The sequence below is a fragment of the Vibrio sp. JCM 18905 genome (assembly GCF_055393305.1).
In genome coordinates this window covers 1,486,413-1,505,418 of the sequence record NZ_AP043878.1, presented here as the reverse complement: position 1 = coordinate 1,505,418, position 19,006 = coordinate 1,486,413, and the positions used below count along the sequence as shown (strand labels likewise).

At 46.3% G+C, this 19,006-nt stretch carries 16 protein-coding genes; 3 read left to right on the top strand and 13 right to left on the bottom strand.

What is annotated here, in order from left to right; translation table 11 throughout:
• Positions 1 to 84: 84 nt before the first annotated feature.
• From artM to artP, 4 genes are all read right to left on the bottom strand, one after another.
• Positions 85 to 753 carry an arginine ABC transporter permease ArtM gene (artM, locus tag ACZ5ZC_RS06610; RefSeq protein ID WP_253657992.1) on the bottom strand — a complete coding sequence of 223 codons (669 nt, stop codon included), beginning with the start codon at positions 751 to 753 and terminating at the stop codon, positions 85 to 87.
• Positions 750 to 1,439, bottom strand: a complete 690-nt coding sequence (gene artQ, locus ACZ5ZC_RS06605; protein ID WP_005388570.1) for an arginine ABC transporter permease ArtQ — start codon at positions 1,437 to 1,439, stop codon at positions 750 to 752. The genes artM and artQ overlap by 4 nt, the downstream gene beginning before the upstream one ends.
• Before the next feature lies 1 nt (position 1,440).
• Entirely contained in the window at positions 1,441 to 2,184 is a 744-nt protein-coding gene (locus ACZ5ZC_RS06600) for an arginine ABC transporter substrate-binding protein (RefSeq protein ID WP_054868226.1), read from the bottom strand.
• A gap of 88 nt (positions 2,185 to 2,272) precedes the next feature.
• Entirely contained in the window at positions 2,273 to 3,001 is a 729-nt protein-coding gene (artP, locus tag ACZ5ZC_RS06595) for an arginine ABC transporter ATP-binding protein ArtP (protein ID WP_101911867.1), read from the bottom strand.
• Positions 3,002 to 3,428: 427 nt separating this feature from the next.
• Here artP and ACZ5ZC_RS06590 point away from each other — a divergent pair, with 427 nt between their 5' ends.
• Together ACZ5ZC_RS06590 and ACZ5ZC_RS06585 are read left to right on the top strand one after the other, a co-directional pair.
• Positions 3,429 to 5,663: a hypothetical protein gene (locus ACZ5ZC_RS06590; RefSeq protein WP_268853455.1), complete on the top strand. Its 2,235-nt coding sequence runs from the start codon at positions 3,429 to 3,431 to the stop codon at positions 5,661 to 5,663.
• A 141-nt stretch (positions 5,664 to 5,804) separates the two neighbouring features.
• Positions 5,805 to 6,800, top strand: a complete 996-nt coding sequence (locus tag ACZ5ZC_RS06585; RefSeq protein WP_005390942.1) for an ABC transporter substrate-binding protein — start codon at positions 5,805 to 5,807, stop codon at positions 6,798 to 6,800.
• Between the two features lie 82 nt (positions 6,801 to 6,882).
• Here ACZ5ZC_RS06585 and ACZ5ZC_RS06580 read toward each other — a convergent pair whose 3' ends face one another.
• The 7 genes from ACZ5ZC_RS06580 to ACZ5ZC_RS06550 form a co-directional block, all read right to left on the bottom strand.
• Positions 6,883 to 7,260 carry a nuclear transport factor 2 family protein gene (locus ACZ5ZC_RS06580; protein ID WP_005390944.1) on the bottom strand — a complete coding sequence of 126 codons (378 nt, stop codon included), beginning with the start codon at positions 7,258 to 7,260 and terminating at the stop codon, positions 6,883 to 6,885.
• A 144-nt stretch (positions 7,261 to 7,404) separates the two neighbouring features.
• The gene (locus ACZ5ZC_RS06575; RefSeq protein WP_054868223.1) at positions 7,405 to 8,136 is read right to left on the bottom strand and encodes a DUF3726 domain-containing protein; all 732 of its coding nucleotides are present in this window, start codon (positions 8,134 to 8,136) and stop codon (positions 7,405 to 7,407) included.
• Complete coding sequence (locus tag ACZ5ZC_RS06570; protein ID WP_464931527.1) at positions 8,133 to 9,869, bottom strand: hypothetical protein; 1,737 nt, start codon at positions 9,867 to 9,869, stop codon at positions 8,133 to 8,135. Before ACZ5ZC_RS06570 ends, ACZ5ZC_RS06575 begins: the two co-directional genes overlap by 4 nt.
• A 101-nt stretch (positions 9,870 to 9,970) precedes the next feature.
• On the bottom strand, positions 9,971 to 11,572 hold the full coding sequence (locus ACZ5ZC_RS06565; RefSeq protein WP_203342852.1) for a BCCT family transporter: 1,602 nt from the start codon (positions 11,570 to 11,572) through the stop codon (positions 9,971 to 9,973).
• 110 nt (positions 11,573 to 11,682) lie between these two features.
• Positions 11,683 to 12,672, bottom strand: a complete 990-nt coding sequence (locus ACZ5ZC_RS06560; protein WP_006742451.1) for a membrane dipeptidase — start codon at positions 12,670 to 12,672, stop codon at positions 11,683 to 11,685.
• A 69-nt stretch (positions 12,673 to 12,741) separates the two neighbouring features.
• Positions 12,742 to 14,202, bottom strand: a complete 1,461-nt coding sequence (locus ACZ5ZC_RS06555) for an aldehyde dehydrogenase family protein (protein WP_053349978.1) — start codon at positions 14,200 to 14,202, stop codon at positions 12,742 to 12,744.
• A gap of 72 nt (positions 14,203 to 14,274) precedes the next feature.
• The gene (locus ACZ5ZC_RS06550; protein WP_017634254.1) at positions 14,275 to 14,673 is read right to left on the bottom strand and encodes a RidA family protein; all 399 of its coding nucleotides are present in this window, start codon (positions 14,671 to 14,673) and stop codon (positions 14,275 to 14,277) included.
• Between the two features lie 155 nt (positions 14,674 to 14,828).
• Here ACZ5ZC_RS06550 and ACZ5ZC_RS06545 point away from each other — a divergent pair, with 155 nt between their 5' ends.
• Entirely contained in the window at positions 14,829 to 15,719 is an 891-nt protein-coding gene (locus ACZ5ZC_RS06545) for a LysR family transcriptional regulator (protein WP_006742449.1), read from the top strand.
• 105 nt (positions 15,720 to 15,824) lie between these two features.
• Here ACZ5ZC_RS06545 and ACZ5ZC_RS06540 read toward each other — a convergent pair whose 3' ends face one another.
• Positions 15,825 to 17,210 carry an FAD-binding oxidoreductase gene (locus ACZ5ZC_RS06540; RefSeq protein WP_253651234.1) on the bottom strand — a complete coding sequence of 462 codons (1,386 nt, stop codon included), beginning with the start codon at positions 17,208 to 17,210 and terminating at the stop codon, positions 15,825 to 15,827.
• A 527-nt stretch (positions 17,211 to 17,737) separates the two neighbouring features.
• Complete coding sequence (locus ACZ5ZC_RS06535) at positions 17,738 to 18,841, bottom strand: NADH:flavin oxidoreductase (protein ID WP_256951912.1); 1,104 nt, start codon at positions 18,839 to 18,841, stop codon at positions 17,738 to 17,740.
• Positions 18,842 to 19,006: the final 165 nt, after the last annotated feature.

The following is a 19,006-nucleotide window of genomic DNA, read 5'->3' as shown; positions in this document are numbered from 1 at the left end:
TCCAGCGTAGCAGTACACTACAACAAACATGCCTCTGTTCAGGGCAACGCTGAACAGAGGCATTTACAAATTAGCTACTAATAATTAAACGGCTTCAAAGGCTAGTGCTTTCTTCTCTACCTGACGGAAGATAAGAGTGAGCAAACCATTTACGGTTAAATAAAATGCGCCTGCAATACCAAATACCGTCAACGTATCGTAAGTTTGTGCGTTAATGCGCTGCGCGTAACCCATCAGATCCATGATCGTAATCGTGCTTGCTAGTGAAGTACCTTTGAAGACTAAAATCACTTCGTTCGAATAAGCCGGAACGGCACGACGAATAGCGTATGGCAGCAGCACTTTTAGCGTTGCGGTTTTGTTCATCCCTAGAGCACGACACGCTTGCCATTGACCAGAAGGAATCGCGTTAAACGCGCCTTTAAACAGCTGAGTGCTGTACGCCGCGGTATTCAGTGCTAACGCTAACATCGCACAGAACCAAGGTTGGCTTAACCATGTCCAAAAAACACTTTCTCTCACTACATCAAACTGACCCGGACCGTAGTAAACCAAGAAGATCTGTACCAACAAAGGCGTACCAGTAAACAAGGTGATGATGCCACGGCTTACCCAATGCAAACCCGGAGTACGTAGGATCAGAGTCAGCGTCATCATCAAAGCTAAGAGGCAGCCGACAACCAAGGAAGCGGCGGTCAATTGGAGGCTAGTGCCCAAGCCATTCAGCATTTGCCAAACGTGTTGTTCGTTCATGCGGTTGCCTCCTGTCCCATGCTCATGCCTTGAATTGAGAACTTCTTATCAATCAGTTTGACGGCACGTTGTGTAATCAAAGTAATGCCTAAGTAAATCGCCGCAGCGGTTGCGTACCATGTAAACGCTTCATGCGTCGCTGCAGATGTTAGCTGCGCTTGTTTCAACAAATCCGTTACGCCAATCAGTGATACAAGCGCGGTGTCTTTCAGCAGAACCAACCATTGGTTAGTTAAACCTGGTAGTGCGTGTCTTACTGCTTGTGGTAAAACAATGCGAACGAAAGCGTGTGCTTGACTGATGCCGAGTGCACTTGCTGCTTCTCTCTGCCCTCTTCCAACGGCTTTTAATGCGCCACGTAGAGTTTGAGAAGCGTAGGAAGCGAAGATCAATGACAACGCCACCACGCCAGACAAGAACGGGCTAACTTCAATAAAGTCGCCGGTGATTAAAAACAGAACCTGCGTCGAACCAAAATAGATGAACAACACGACAAGGATTTCTGGCAAGCCACGTACAATCGTCACAAACGCCGTCATTGGCCATTTAACGAAAACGCGGCGAGACATTTCACCACTGGCGAATACCACTGCCAGAATCAAACCGACTAAGAGGCTTGTGAAGGCTAGCTGGACAGTCATCCAACTAGCTTGAACAAGCGATAAAGAGTAACCCGTTAGTGCCATATTACTTACCGAAGTACTTGTTGTAGATTACGTCGTATTCGCCGTTCGCTTTCACTGTTTTCAGTGCCGTGTTCAGCTTGTTCACTAGCTCGTCGTTACCTTTGTTTACTGCGATACCGAAACCGTTACCGAAGTATTTAGGGTTGGTTACGTGCTCGCCCACGTATGCTAGATTGTCTTCTTTCTTGAACCATTCAGCTACGACAGCTGTATCGCCGAATACAGAATCAATACGACCGTTCTTCATATCGATGAATGCGTCTTGGTAGCTAGAGTAAGGAACCGCGGTTACGCCCGGCATTTGCTCAATCAGGTAACTTTGGTGTGTTGAACCGTTTTGAACACCAACGCGCTTACCTTCTAGTGCTTTTTGATCAGCAACTTTTTCTTTGATAGAAACAAACGCTGCTGAGTTTTCATAGTATGCATTCGTGAAATTCACTTGCTCCAAACGCGCGTCAGTAATATCCATTGCAGAGATAGCCGCATCGTAACGCTTGAATTTTAATGCAGGGATCAGGCTGTCAAAAGATTGGTTGTGGAAGGTACATTTTGCTTCCATTTCTTTACATAGTGCATTCGCCAGATCCACATCAAAACCTTGGATTTGGTTGTTTTCATCCATGTATTCGAACGGTGCGTAAGTCGCTTCCATCGCAAATTTGATCTCTTCTTGTGCTGCTGCGTTCGCTGCCATGGTTGCAGAAGAAAGGCCGATTAGTGAAGCTAGTAAAATCTTTTTCATTGCAATACTCCGTGTGTACTTAGTGGGCTGACACTCGCAATGACAGCCGAGCTTATCTGTTAAATAGACTGAACTTTAAAAACGTAATTTAGTGATTTAGGTAGTCAGCAAACTGGGCGGTTTGCGGGTTAGAAAACGAATCATTTGTGCCGTGCTCGACGATGTATCCTTTTTCTAGATACAGTACGTGGCTAGCGATTTTTTTAGCAAAATCGACCTCATGCGTTACTACGACTTGGGTGATGCCAGTTTCGCTTAAATCTTTAATAATCTTAACGACTTGGTTAGTAATTTCCGGATCAAGCGCAGCGGTCGGTTCATCAAAAAGCAAGACTTCCGGTTTCATCATCAATGCACGAGCAATCGCCACACGTTGTTGCTGACCACCAGAAAGCTGCATCGGCCATGCATCCGCTTTGTCTGCCAAATGCAGCGTTGCGAGAATTTGCATTGCTTGGTTCTTCGCTTCTTCTTTATCCATGCCAGATACTTTTACCGGAGCCTCAATCAGGTTCTCCATCACTGTCATGTGCGGCCATAAGTTGTACTGTTGGAACACCATGCCTACTTTACGACGAAGTGCTAAACCTTGTTTCTCTTTGATTTCAGTAGAGAAATCAAAAACATCATTTGCGATGTTTAGCTTGCCGTTATCCGCCCCTTCAAGAAGGTTAAGAACACGCAGTAGAGAGCTCTTACCTGCGCCACTTGGACCGAGTAAAACCAGTGTTTCCCCGCTTTCACACTTAAAGCTGACATCGTGAAGCACTTGTGTCTCACCGTAGGATTTATTGATTCCGCTTACCTGAATAGTCATGCTGACATACCGCATTAATTGTCACTTGGTATTTATATTACTCAACTGGACTTTTTATGCAATAAAAATGTATAAAAATTTAATTTGTTAATTTTTTGTATGATCTGCAACCACCAAGACAGAGTATCTGACTGGTTTGAAGAGTTAGTTTTAACTGAATTTGTTGAAGAAAACCCAACAACATGGTGACGACCGAAACAAGGTTAAAATGGTGGTTATTTTTGTGCTGACGTGTAGAGGAAGTTTTGAGTCTATGAGGATGATCTATTCCAAGTACACCCGCTCATTTTTGCACAGCATCCCCTGTTAGTTTTCCTGTAAAGTCCTCTATGGCAGGGGCCTGATTACGACTTAGCGAATGGACTATAATTTCTCTTTGTACTCTGACTCTTAATTTGAGTCATCTAAGTATTACTGGGATAACTCCATGTTGAAGTCGCATTGCTTTTCTCTCGCTACACTCATTTCTTTGAGCTTGCTTTCTGTACCCAACGTTTGGAGTAGAACAGCAATCGTGTTACCTGGGTTGCATGAACAGGGTATTGATCTTCAAGATAAGCCTATCTCTGCTGCCGTTGCACTTGAATGGGAGTTGGATAATGCCGATATCGTATTTGGAGCTTACAAAAATAAGAGTGATAACGAGCGTGTAAAAGCGATTGGGTACATGTACAACCAAAAGCTAGAACTTAACTCAGGTTGGCTTGAGAACGACATCCGTAATCAAGCAGAACTGAATGGAGTTGACTACGAAGATTTCTTTCTCCACTTTTCTGAAGACACTATCATCGCAGAGGTTGACTCAAGCCATGGTGAAAATACTCTGCTAAATCGCAAACCGATGATCGTTGGCTATACCGCCAGCTCTGACCACGCCGGCTTTTGGCTATATCAACCACCGCCATGGGATGCTGACGTATTTGGTCAGGCGAATAATGGTGGTGAACTCTATGTTTATCACTCAGAGAAGTTCGACCGCTTAACCTTTACGTTTTCCCAGTTTGCTCAAGGTGGCAACTTCATAATTGAATACCCTTCTGCCATCGATTCATTCGGTCTGGTAACAGAATGGAAAAACTTCGCAATTAAAAAAGACAAAACTGAGAACATGACTAAAAACCAAACGGTAAACTGGTCTGTTCCTTCGGATTGGGTTCGCGCTACGACACACGATGGTAGCGGACAAACCTATGGTGGCGGTCAGTATTTTGGGTCCACTTTTTTACGCGACGGCGGCCGCCTTTACGTTGCGAAAATTACTTGGCATGACGACAACATAGAAAACCGCCCACGCCTCGAAAACATTCAACTCAAAGATAGCTTCCCTGTCGTCAATGTCTTAGGAGCACCAACGGAGACACCTGAAGGTCAAACCATTCAGCGCTGGCGACAAATTCGAGGTTTTGACGAATCAGCTGATCGAAACCAAGATAATTATCTTTCTTGGCAAGAGTTCAAGAGCCGCTCAAATAAGAATGCAACAGCACGATTTCGTTGGGAGTCACGCGTTATTCCATTTGGTCGCATGTGGAATCAAACCTCTTCTTGGGCATTGACTAATCTCGGCAATCCCGATTTTGCCAATACAATGCGCCACTATTATCAAGCTGAATGGGCAAAACAAGGTTTAAACGGTGCGTACAACGACGATACGAATAAGTTACTCGGAGAAAATCAGTTCTACGTTTATTCCGGTGGTACGGTGGATGAGCTTGGTTTGGTGGCGGGAAGCCAAGCCGCTGATGATGCATACAAAGCGCAATTCTCGGCGTTCTTAAACAAATTGGCGACGCTGGATGCGGATGCGTTAATTGGCCTCAACATAGGCGCGGCCAACTTATTCGGTCGTAACGGCCAAAACCACTTGGTTGGTGCTGGCTCCTTGTACTTGCGCGAGCACTACCTTTTCCCTTCCACTGGCTTTAGTGGCTATGCTGGCTTGGCTAAGTTTTGGGATAACTCTGCTCTCGCCAAAGTTGGCCAGAACGTGATTTATCAAGCGACAACGCGTTATGGTCGCGTTCAATACTTTGGTAACACAGAAGACAATTGGAAACAGGACCAATACTCTGCACTAGCGGTGTTCTACTTAAACTATCACCCTGAGCGCAGTTACTTTAATCAGTGGAACAATGGCTACTTATATGGAAGTAATAACACAACAGGTGACAACTTCTGGAAGGCAGGCGTACCAAAGAATATTGCTTATCAACCTAGCACCTTGCTTGCCGTTGATTTAGGTACACCAACCAATCAAATCCCAGATGGGTATCAGGCGACTCCGCTAATGATGTCCACCAGCACGCCCTATTCCGCCGATTACACGGTGATTGGAGATGCTTCTATGAGCAAAGTAGCTCATCCTGACTTGCCTAATGGCGCTATCGATTTGTTACCAACCCATACGTACTTTGCGTATCACTCAGACGATACGGTAGTGATGCATGGCCCTACAGAGATGGTGTTAGCCCGCGAATTCACCAAAGGCCGAGTGCTGTATCGGACTGATTTCTTTGGCAAAAATATCGATTACTTCTCCTCACCGAAGATAACTATCGCACTTCCAGAGCCTATGCGACCTGTAGATCAAGACGGTAACATCGGCGACTATGTTTCTCATATTGAGATTGGCGGCTACGAAGGAGTGTTCTTGCTGTATTAACGCCCTTTAAACCCCTCTCACCAAACGCTTCATAAATCACCGTTTTTATGCTTAACGTCACTGAAAAAACCTTGTTCACTGAATCTTTATAAACCGATGTATATACTGAAGTAAATGACAACGACAAGGAAATTCAGTCACATGAAGACGACACCTTCAATGCTCTCTGTTCTGCTGCTATCAGCATTATCAACTCACGCAAATGCGGATGAATGTGGAAAAATAACCATCGCGGATATGAATTGGAATTCGGCCAGCTTAATGGCGCACATCGACCAATTTGTCTTAAATGAAGGCTACCAGTGCGATGCGGAATTGATCCCTGGTGATAGCGTTCCTACAGGCACCTCTATGATTGAAAAGGGGCAGCCTGACGTTGCGCCAGAGTTATGGACAAACGGTATTAAAGAAGCACTTGATAAAGGGATTGCGGATAAACGCTTGCGTATCGCTGGTGAATCGCTTGTCAATGGCGGTGAAGAAGGGTTTTGGGTTCCCGCCTATCTGGTAAAACAGTATCCAGAGCTCGCGACGATAGAAGGCGTCATCAAGCACGCCAAACTATTTGAACACCCAGAGGATGATGACAAGTTCGCCTTTTATAGCTGCCCTGCTGGTTGGACATGCCAAATCACCTCCGGTCACTTGTTTAATGCATTAGGGTTAAGTGAGCACGGCTTTGAGATGGTTGACCCAGGCTCTGGCGCTGCACTAGCTGGTACCATCGCCAAAGCCTATGATCGCAAAATGCCTTGGTTTGGTTACTACTGGTCACCAACACCCGTATTGGGCAAGTATGATATGGTCAAAGTGGATTTTGGTAGCGGAACGGATCTGGAAGAGTATCGCAACTGTACCACCCAGCCTGATTGTACTTCTCCCAAAGTAACAATGTACCCACCTTCTCCAGTTCGCACAGTAACAACTGAGGCATTTGCGAACAAAGAACCCCAAGCATTCGCGTACTTGCAGAAACGCGGATTTACCAACGAGCAAATGAGTGAAATGCTGGCCTGGATGGAAGATAACTACGCAGATGGTGAAGAAGCGATGTTTTACTTCTTTAATACCTACCCTGACTTATGGAAAGGTTGGGTATCTGAAGACGTAGCGATGAAGATCGAAAAAGCGCTCTAGTGATTGACGTCTAACTCGTACCAAATAATTTAGCCTCCCATACCGTTTGAATAAATAGTATTGGAGGCTAATCAACGATTCATTAATACATGGTGTGACCATTCAATGTTTCTTTAGGAATCTCTTGCAGAGCGTCCCAATGTTCGACGATTTTCCCATTATGATCAAAACGAAAGAAATCCATCGTCACGTATTCAATATCATTAGGCCATGTTTGGTGAGTGTGTAGTGCCACCAAATTCCCCTCAGCAATGGCTCGCACAAACGTAATGTCTTTATTGGGATACTCGTTTTGCATCCGCTCAAAATACTCGATAAAAGCCTCGGGGCCGTTTCCAACTAATGGATTGTGCTGGATGTACTCATCGCCAACGTAGTCTTCAACCGCCTTTCTTGGATTACCTCGATAGGCGGTTTCGTAAAACGCAATGGCATTTCTTTTGTTCTCTTGCAGGTCCATTTTTCTTCCCTATGTCGCTCTACTTGGTATTTAACGATAATCATAGTCTTAGAACCTAAGAAGTGACCGAACATCGCGCACAAAAAAGGCCGCTAAACCGCAGCCTTCATCACTTGAAACTTGGAATCACCGTCCCTTCAGAGCTTAAACCACACCACCAGCGCCCTGCTTGGAACGCTCACTGTTCTCCACTAGCAATGCAGTTGCGGTTTGTTTCAATGTTTCCCACTCTTGATCTTCAACAAAAATGCCTTCTTGCCAAGAAGTACTCTGCGCCTGACTCAACGCTTCACCTGTAATATGTGTGGAATAGCCTTGTGCGCTTTGGGCGATATCAAAGTCATTCACTGACAGTTCGATCGTCATGGCATGATAATCACAATTGCCATCTTCTATTCGCTCAGAGAAAAACACCTCAGGAGCAACACAACCACGATTTAAGACATAAAGTATCCCTTTCGGGCTCGTGCCATTGACCCACTGCGCACGGCACGCAATGCCTTTCGCAGAGAGCTTCAACAACTCACTAAAACCTAGCCAGCGGTTATGACACTGTTTCAACGTGATGGTAATCGACTTACTGTTGATCATTTTCTCAAGTGCGAAATCCAACACGGCGGGTAAGTGGCACGCCACACTGCCGTTGTGCAGGTCCACCTCGATGCTTGACGGCGTGCTTTTAGTCACCGATACGGCGCAGTCTGAATCTAAGCCAAGAAACAGGCTGGCGTTATTAAAATGGCGTACTCCGTGCAAGCCAACCATTTGCAAGTCCGCCACCATGTTCGCAATGACATCCGCCTCACCACAGTGACGGCGCATGCCAAGAAATGCCTTATTAACCGCGGCCACCAATTCGTTGTGAGAGACGATCATAATGCAAATCCTCCGTTGATTTTTTGATTGTCACTTTGCGCAATTTCTTCTCGTTCCGGCATGCTCGGGAAAATCCATGTGTCCGCCAGTTTAGGATCGTGAATTTCATCTAACAACGGCGCGCCCTGGAAGAAAGTTACTCGAACCCAACGATCCGAGCGCGGATCAAACTTAGTCGCACCAAAGATCGCCAATTTACATCGCAGTAAGTGCATTGGCAGTGCATCTTGGCGTAGCACGTTCATTTGAATATCACCCATTGCTCGGTTGCCTAACGTCCATACGCGACGTGTGATCGAACGGTAAGTCGGATTTTGCAACAGAAACTCTGCTACGGACATTTCTTCATCACAACCAAGCAAGGCGTGGTACAAGCGATTCACTTGTCTGCCGATATCAAGCGGCAGCTCTTTTTCTTCTCCTGCTTCCTCCCCACGAACACCAAGCCTTGGTTCTTCTTTGTCTTGTGAACGATACCAGAACCAGTAGTTGTTCTCGGCTAGTGAGTAATCTGCATCAATCGCCCAGCGGTATTTGCTTTGCAACACCTCAAGTAAATCTTGGATCTTTTTCCCGCCCGGAATCGATAACGTTTCATCCGTATTCATTTGGCTGGCAAATTCGTCCACTAAAGATGGGTAGAGCTCGATCAAGCAAGAGGTGAGGATTTCTTGGGCTTCCACACTCATTGTTTTCTTTTGCTCGACCAAACTCGCCCAGTTCGGATGTGATGCCATTAACGTTGTTAGCTCTGATAGCAGTTGTTTGATGTCTGCTATCGCTTGATGATTGAGCCTGTCTTGATGTTCATTGATGGTGATGACTTGCTCTAGATGGCGCTGTGCTTTTTGCAGTAATCCTTGCAAATGAGCATGGAATGAAGCTTCACACGGCATCGCAAAGACTCGCGCTACCGCACTCTCGCGAGAGGTCATCCATTGGTCAACGATGCACGGGTGATTAATCAAGTATGGAGCCATGCCTAAGCCAGTAGCATTTCCGACACCAAGGTAGCGCTGCAAGCCACGGTGCAATGCCACCGCGTTGTCGCCACCTTGCTGAAGTGCCAGGTAGTGTACCCAGTCTAGGCTGAATTCACGCAACATATACACAGCACACATTTGCGCACTAAAAGACTGGCTGAAATCTGGGTTATTCTCTAACAGTTTGAAATCGGCGATACCAAACTTTCCGTTACCATAAACAGCTGTGGTACGCAGGATATAACCCACTTCCGCCAGCTCTTTTGGCTCGGGCTGCTTGCCTTGAGAAAGAGCGCTAACAATGTGTTCAAACACGCGCACGCTTTTGTTTGCGCGAGCCAGAACAAGTACGTTGTTTGGATTACGTCCCGCTTCTTGCAGCGGTACATTTGCTCGCAATCTTTCCAACAAAGTAACATCAACATCGCCTTGAACCAGTGCGAATGTGACGTCCCACTTTTCAGCAATGACGCGGTCATTACGCTCGTCATCAGCAATTTCATCACAGAACACCACCAAATGATAAATGTGCTCTGGCGTGGTCAACTTGTAAATAACGTGACCATAACCACGCGGACAAAGTTGCCACTCATGCTTGGTTACTTGCCAGTTTTGGCTTGCCATATTACGAATCAGACTACGAACAAAGCTGATTCGGTTTTGGTGCATTGCGCCAAGCCTTTCGGCTGCCATGACAATTGCTGCATCGCGCATAGTTGCTTCCGTATAAGTAGAACGATGTGCATCCATTTTGCTCACCACCTATTTGTTATTGTAAGAATACTAGGGTTTGTGCGGATGCAGGAGGAAAACACCCGCACAAGCTCCACGTTGTTTGAATTAGATAATTGTTATAGCCCTTGCTCTTTCGCCATTTTGATTGCGATTTGCGGTGCATTCCAAAGTGACGGCAACAGAATCAGCGAAACCGGAACCGCGGTAATCACAATGAAAGATTGCAGTGCAGAGATGCCGCCAGAGCCAAGGGAAATCAGGATCAATGCCGTCACACCCATCATTACTCCCCAGAAGGTACGGATGATCGCATTCGGCTCCGTTTCACCACTGATCACGACGCTGATGGTGTAGGTCATTGAGTCGCCCGTCGTGACGATGAAGATCGTTGTTAAAATCAGAAATAGAATTGATGTCAGCATTGGCATTGGTAGTTGCTGAGTCACTGCAAGCAAAGCACCTGGCAAGTTAAAGCCCTCAAACGCCGCACTCACGCTACCCGGTTCAGCAATTTCAAACGCAAGACCTGAGCCGCCCACAATCGTGAACCAAAAACAGGTGGTTAACGGAGCCACTATACTGATGGTTGAAATAACTTGGCGAATAGTGCGACCACGGGAAATACGCGCAATAAAGATTGCCATCATCGGACCATAACCCAGGAACCAGCCCCAGAAAAATACTGTCCACCAGCTTAGCCAACCTTCGTCACCACGATAGGTCGCCATTGGGATAAAGTTATCCAGCATGCTCCCTACACCTTGAATGTATCCGTTAAAGATAAAATTCGTAGGGCCAAAAAACAGGATGTAAACCATCAATGCCATTGCCAGAATCACGTTGTAACGACTAAGCAGTTGCATGCCTCGACTCAATCCACTGAGTGCTGACAAGGTGTAAAGCGCAATCGCAAACAAAATGATGATAAGCTGAGTGGTAAAGCCATCAGGAATATCAAACAATGCATTTAACGCGTAGCTAACCTGCAAGCCTAGAAACCCAATTGGCCCGATGGTGCCCGCGGCTACCGCGATAATGCAGCATGCGTCAATCAATGCACCGAGCTGGCCTTTAAGCGCTCGTTCGCCCAACACTGGATAAAGCAAAATACGGGGTTTTAGTGGCAAACCTTTGTCGTAATGCAGGTGCATCACCACGATGGAAGTTAAGCTACCTACAATCGCCCAAGCCAGAAAGCCCCAGTGCATAAAGGATTGCGACAACGCATTCACCGCGCCTTGCTGCGGGTTATCTTGCGCGCCGTATAAAGGGGGTGGGCTAACATAGTGTGCGATAGGCTCAGCCGCGGCCCAGAAAACGCCACCACCAGCCAATAAGGTACAGAAAATAATCGCCATCCAGCGGAAAGAATCCATTTCTGGTTTAGCAATCCCACCCAACATCACCTTGCCTGTTCGCCCTGCAGCCAAGCCAAGACCAATAAGAAAAGTGAGAAGCAGCAGTAACTGCCAGTATGGACCAAACACCTGAACTGCCCAGCCAAAGCCGGCGTTAACAATCGTAGACAATAGCTCGCCATCGTACAGCGCAATGGCAACGAACAGCGCAATAAAGCCGCCGCTATACCAAAGTACAGGATTATTCAGACCTAATTTATCAGTTGTGCTATTCACGGTTGATGTGTTGTGTGTTGCTTGTGCCTCGCCTGATGACATGCTCATCGTGGAAGCTTTCATGCTATCGGTTAAATCAGACATACTCTGACTCCAGAGGTTCTTTGCAGCTGCCAAAGACTGGCTACAAAATGTGAGTTTTACGCCTGCCGTATTGTTGTTATGTAGGCAGGCGGTTCCTAATTTTGGGAGTACTATGAAATAGGCTCTAATCCTTCTTTGAGGAAGTTGAACCAGTTTTCACCCAATATTTTTCCTGCCTCAGATTCACTAAATCCGTGACGCATTAATCCGTTGTAGATGTTCTCCATCCCTGCACTGCCGCAGAACCATGGCAGCGCATCTGGCCATCCCGAGTTACTTGCAGAACCTTCGCCGTAATCCATCGCTTTTGACCAACGACCGTTGCGCATCCACTCCAACACTTGTTGCGGCTGATTTAGGCACAAATCGCTACCGATACCTAAATGGTCAACGCCAAACATGTCTGCGGTTTTCGCAACCATCTGGCAGAAATCATCCAGCGTGCACTGGCTGCCATTTGGCAAATGGAATGGATATAAACTGAATCCAATCAAACCACCGCGCTCCGTCAGTGCTTTGATCACGGTGTTGGACTTGTTGCGCAGTGCGTCATGCGCAAACGTCGGGTTAGCATGGCTGATACAAATTGGACGCGAAGAGAGCTCGATAGCTTCCAACGTTGAACGCTCCGCGCTGTGGGACATATCAATGATCATCCCGACTCGGTTCATCTCTTCAATCGCTTGCTTACCAAAGCGAGTTACGCCGGAATCGTTTTGTTCGTAACAACCTGTCGCTAGTAAGCTTTGGTTGTTGTAGGTCAGTTGCATGATCAGCAGACCTTGGCGGCGCATCACTTCAATCAGGCCAATTTCATCATCAATCGGTGAGCAATTCTGCGCGCCGAAGAAGATGCCGACTTTGCCTTCTGCTTTGGCTTTTTCTACATCTGCCATTGAATAAATAGGCATGATGAGGTCCGCATTTTGCTCGAAGCGCAAGTTCCATTCAGCAAAACGCGTTAAGGTTTCGCGCGCAGTTTCGTGGTAGACGATGGTGGCATGAACGGCGGTAATGCCACTCGCCTTAAGCGTTTGGAAATACTCTCGATCCCAATTGCAGTACTGCAATCCGTCAATCACAATCCGTTGTTGGTACATAACCACTCCTTAAACAATTTCTTAGCCTTTCAGTGCGGGTAACTGACACCATCAGCTACCCTGCTGTTCTTAGTAAGGGCGCTGATAAGCGGTTTTCACCACGGTGTAGAACTCTTTGGCGTACTGACCTTGCTCACGAGGACCAAAGCTAGATTCTTTACGGCCACCAAATGGGACGTGATAATCTGTACCCGCAGTTGGCAAGTTAACCATGACGCAGCCCGTTTGGACTTGCTGTTTGAAGATCGCACTGTTGCGCAAGCTTTGCGTGATAATGCCGCCTGTCAGACCAAAGCGCGTATCGTTCGCGACTGCAATTGCCTCATCCAGATCAGAAACGCGAATCACGCTCGCCATTGGTGCAAAGACTTCTTCTTGGTTCACTTCCCAGCTGTTTTGTGTGTTCAAGAACAGGGTTGGTGACATGTAGTAACCGTCATGCTCTAGGCTCAGACGCTCGCCACCAAAAGCCAGCTCTGCGCCCGCTTGGCGTGCATTTTCAATCCACTCAAAGTTCGCATTCAGCTGGTTACCATCAACAACAGGGCCCATGAATACGCCCTCTTCCAGTGCGTGACCCACTTTAAGTTCACTCATGCGTTTGATTAGCGCTTCAACATACGCGTCGTGAATTCCGTCCATAACCACAAGACGAGAAGACGCGGTACATTTTTGACCTGCACCCGAGAATGAGCCTGCAATTGTGGCTTCAACGGCAATTTGAATGTCTGCATCATCTGCCACCACGAGCGCGTTTTTACTGCCCATTTCTAGCTGACAACGCACAAAGTTTGGTGCCGTAGCTGCTGCAACTTTACGGCCTGTGTCCACAGAACCAGTGAAGCTCACGCCGTTCACGTCTTTCGAATTGATAAGGGTATTACCGACTTGCGAACCGCTACCCAAAACGAGGTTAAACGTGCCAGCAGGTAAACCTTGGCGATGGATAATCTCAGTCAGTGCAACGGCACTTGCTGGAGTTAGGTTGGCAGGCTTCCAGACGACACTGTTGCCAAACGCAAGTGCTGGCGCGATTTTCCAAGCCGCTGTTGCTGTTGGGAAGTTCCAAGGAGAGATAATGGCGATAACGCCGACGGCTTCGCGAGTAACTTCAACGGAGACACCTGGACGGACGGAAGCAGCGTTATCGCCAATTTGACGCAGTACCTCAGCAGCAAAGTATTGAAAGAATTGGCCGGCACGGTAAATCTCACCTCGACCTTCAGCAAATGGCTTACCTTCTTCACGCGAAAGCAAGGTGCCCAATTCGTCACATCGTGCAATAAGCTCATCACCAATCGCTTGCAGCACTGCTTGTTTGCGCTCGATTGGTGTTTTTTCCCACTCTGGCTGCGCTGATTTAGCCGCTTGAATCGCTTGCTCTACTTGCGACACACTCGCTTGTGCGAAATCGCCAATGTTTTCGCTGATATCAGAAGGGTTAATATTGGCGATGGTGTCCATGCCCGATTGCCATTCACCTGCTATATAGAGGGATTTTTCTGCTTGAACATTGTTAATAAAAGTCATGGTTCTTTCCTTGTTCTTCCGATTTGTGATGGCAAGCCACCCACTCACTGATCTCAATTATTCTTGTTGGATTTATTCTGGCTGGCTTGCCGACGCGTAGACGACAAACTCCACCAACATTTCTTCTCGTGCTAACCCTGCAACCACCATGGCGGCGCGATTTGGGTACGGCGCTTCAAAATATTCCGCGTACACTTGGTTAACGGTTTTTAAGTATTCTCTGTCGGTCACGTAAATCAGGACCTGCAATACAGAGTCCAAAGACTCCCCTGCACACTCCAGGGTGTGAATGAGATTGTTAAAGGTTTGACGTGTTTGTACTTCGATGCCGCCTTCCACAACCGCGCCTGTGTCATCAATAGGAATTTGAGCCGTATACAGGGTTCCGTTGTTGACTATCGCCCATTCAAGCGGCGCTTTAGAAGCAAATAGACTGGTTTTAACTGGGTGTTTTTTAGTAGGAGTATTCACGTGCCTTTCAACCTTTGTAACAACTTTGTTTCAATATGGTTAAATGATGCACATTGACAGGCGATAAATCTAACGGTAAATTTTTTACAATTGATAAATTAAACTTATCACCTCGTTGAGAATAACGTAAATAAAGGGATTAAGAGGTATTAGGGATGAGTATTAAGCTTCAACAATTAATGCATTTTGTGATGGTAGTCGAGGAAGGTGGGTTTCGAGCCGCTTCACATCGTGCAAATCGATCTCAGGCTGCACTCTCCACATCGATAAAAGAGCTAGAGAAAATGCTAGGGCAAACTCTGTTTGAACCCGGCAACAAAACCAAATTAACGCCTTTTGGTGAAATTTGTTTGCCCAAGGTGGTTCAGTTTCTCAATATCTACAGTGCGCTCGACAATGATTTAAAAGCCGCCGCGGCCGGACAGCAAGGGAGAGTGCGAATTGCGAGCGTTCCTTCTGTTGCAGCGAAACTCATCCCGAGCGTGTTGGGTGCCTTTTGCGAGCAGTATCCAAATGTAGAAGTAAGCTTGATCGATGATAACGCGGCGGGCGTCGAGGCTCGCTTACTCTCCGGTGAAGTCGACTTGGCGCTCGGTAACCCCTCTCACCTTGATGAAGGCGGTATTGACTTTACGCCGCTGTTGTCCGACCCCATTGGCGTGGTGTGTTTAAAAGATAACCCTATTGCCGATCAAACAGAGGGAATCGAGTGGCAAACTTTGCTCGAACAACCTTTCATTCGCAACGGCACCTGTACGCTTCTCGATCCAACCCCAGCCAGAGCACTGAGTGAGCAAGCGCTCTATTCGGTCGAGAATATCACTTCGCTGTTTTCTGTCTTAGAACTTGGGATTGGTGTCACGACCCTACCGAAGCTTGCTTTCCCAACCAATGAAACACGCTTGGTTTGGATCCCACTTATCGATCCACCGCTTGAAAGGCAAATTGGTATCTTTACGTTGACCGACCGCACGATCTCGCCTCAAGCTAAAGCGTTTCATGATTTGTGTGTACGTTATCTAAACTATCAAGATGAAGAAACGTAGTTCGAAGGTTTTAGCTAACAGTGGCTCCATTAGATTTTAGAGCCACTGTTATTTGATATTAAGTGACAGATCCGGTCATATGAAATGACGACGCTCTTATTGCACTTATTCTGGCTTGATATTCTGATTCATTCTGAACAAGTTATTTGGATCAAACTTCTTCTTCACTGCTTGTAAACGCGCAAAGGTTGGACCATAGGCAGACTCTGTACGTTCAGCTTCGTCTTGTGTAAGGAAATTGATATACGCTCCGCCACTTGCATAGGGCTTAGTCTTGGCAAAAAATTCCCTTGCCCAGCTGATGCAAGCTTCATCATCTTCTGCTAAATCCCATCTTCCATGCACATTTAATACATAGTTTGCATCACGGCTAGAATAAGCCATAGACTCGGGCTCAGGTCTAGAGGCAGCGCAGCCAAGAGAGGCGATAAAAATCTCACACTGAGGCGATGGTAACTTACCTGCGTATTCTATCGCCGCATCAATCACACCTTCGCTTAGCGAGTTAAAATTGTGCGATTTCCAATAGTTACGTGCGCCCGGAGTAAGCAATGGATCAAACGCTTGCTGCCACGCCGCAAATGGCTGTACACCAACGTGCTCACCATGTGCATCACCAAACTCTCTCAACGGTGCAATTAACTTCTCACCTTCAGCCGGGTCACCCGCATAACATATCGCGAGTACAACTACTTCTTTACCGTGAACGCTTTCAGGTAAGAATGGGAGTGGCGGCGCTTTCCGACTCACCATCCAGACACTTAGGTCATCAGGGGCCGACTCAGTGAATTTCGCAAACTGGGTGATAATGGATTTCGCTTGCTCAAATGGAAAGACAATGAGACCACTAAACACCTCTGGACCGACAGGATGTAGCTGGAATTCAAAACGCGTAACGATACCAAAGTTACCGCCGCCCCCACGTAACGCCCAGAACAAATCGGCATTTTCTGTCTCATTCGCGAGCAGTTGACGACCATCTGCAGTTACGACATTTGCAGAGACCAAGTTGTCTATCGTCATACCATATTTTCGGCTCAACCAACCAAAACCACCGCCAAGCGTTAACCCCGCAATTCCCGTGGTTGAATTAATGCCGACAGGCGTTGCTAATCCATATTTTTGTGTGGCCTCATCGACATCAGCCAACGTACAGCCAGGTTCAACGAAAGCCCTTCTTTCGCTTTCATCCACTTGAACATGATTCAAAAGTGACAAGTCGATCATCACACCATGATCGCAAACCGCATTGCCCGCAATATTATGCCCACCACCTCGGACCGAAAGTAGCTGATTGTTATCCCGAGCAAAGTTAACCGCCATCACGACATCATCGGCAGACTTGCAGCGAGCGATAACACCGGGACTGCGATCTATCATGCCATTCCAGATTTGACGAACTTCGTCGTACGTAGGATCTCCGGGCAAAACAACATCACCCTGAAATTGATTTTTGAAGTGTTCAATGGTTGCATTTTCTAGACTATTCATATTAGTTGCCTCTCACGTTTTACATGAGGCTTGCAAAGCACAATGCAACGACAAGCTAATACAAGTCCCTCACAATTAAACGTGACGTTTGAGTAGCTATTTTCAGAAAATAAACAAGGCCCCACAGTAACGATACCGTAGGGTCACAAATTCCCTTACTCTTTTGGGTTCGATAAAGCTGAAACACAGTTATAAAAATCAGATAGTTATCGCAATGATACCGCACCTCAAAGCACCTTCTGTATTCTTTACCCTGCGTGACACTCGCACCTAATTATTAATAAGTTCATTGTAAGTTTAGAATGCCATTTAGTTTCAGATATGAAACTTTGTCTTATAATTAATATTTTTAATAATTAATTATATTACCTTTATTTATCAATTAAATAGGATTATAAAAATATTTCGGACTGCGAATAGTGAATAGCCGTTAGAGGCAGTGATATTGAATTAAATTGAATAGCCTTCTTAGTGTTTTAGAAGACTATTGCACTATTTATCAATGACATACCGCCACTTAAGGTGGGTTATTTACGACGATTTCGGTTCTTATACACCACGCAAAAGTTACCACGTTTGGTTCGGCATTTTGAGCAACGCTCGCAATCCACTGGTGCTCGGTTACCCTCTTTCCAGCGCTTTATTAACTGAGGCTCAGCCAATAAAGGACGTGACACAGCGAAAAATTGGATATCTGTGTTTTCTGCAATTTTCTCAATCGCATCAATGTCACTCAATCCGCCGACAGTAATCACCGGGATGCTCACATCTTGACTGATCACATGTCCATATTCGTGAAAATAGCCTTCTTCTTGTAGTGTGTAACCATCGAACGTTTCACCAACAAGCTCGTTTGCTTTGCCGTGAATATTGCCAGACACGATGATCGCATCAACGCCCACTTCTTCGAGTTTCTTACAAACGACGCGAGTTTCATCGAACGTTAAACCGCCGTCAAGGAATTCTGTCGCGGTAAGCTTCACAAGGATCGGGAAAGTATTCCCAACCAGCTTTCTGGTTTCAGAAAAAATTTCTAAAAGGAAACGCATGCGATTTTCTAAGCCACCACCGTATTCGTCTTCGCGACGATTATAGTACGGGCTTAAAAACTGGTTAATTAAGTAAGTGTGTGCCGCATGTATCTCTACGCCGTCAAAACCAGCGTCTTGAGCACGTTTACTCGCCAATGCGAATGCCTTTACGATGTAATCGATCTCGTCCTTAGTCATCGCTTTGCCTTGCGTATTCGTGCCACGCTCAGGCACATCACTCGGAGCAAAGATGACACGCTCACCGACGCTGTAGGTGGTTTTGGTTCCACCGTAAGCAATTTGCATTACGATTTTAGAATCGTGTTGATGTACTAGCTCTGTTAGCTTTTTGTATTCTTCAATAAAAGAGTCGTTATAGATCCCCATCATCCCAGCGTTGGGTTTCTCTTCTTCCACGATATTGGCATAACCAGTAACAATTAAACCCACTTCACCTTTCGCCAACTCTTCGTAAATATCGTAAAGCTTATCCGTCATGTGGCCATCTTCGGTCGCCATGTTCTCCCACGTTGCGCTGCGCACAAAACGGTTCTTTAGGGTCATGTTGCCAATGCGGGCTTCGGAAAACAAAATGCTCAAAACCAGTCCTCTTAATGTTGTCTTTATGGTTCTATCTTTTCCCAAGTAACCAAGAACAAAAAAGGAACAGCGATACCCAACGTATGGCTGTTCCTTCTCTGAATCCGTGAGACCTGCAAACTACAGGCGCACCTTAATGCCTCGTGGGTGGCAAAACTTTAATCT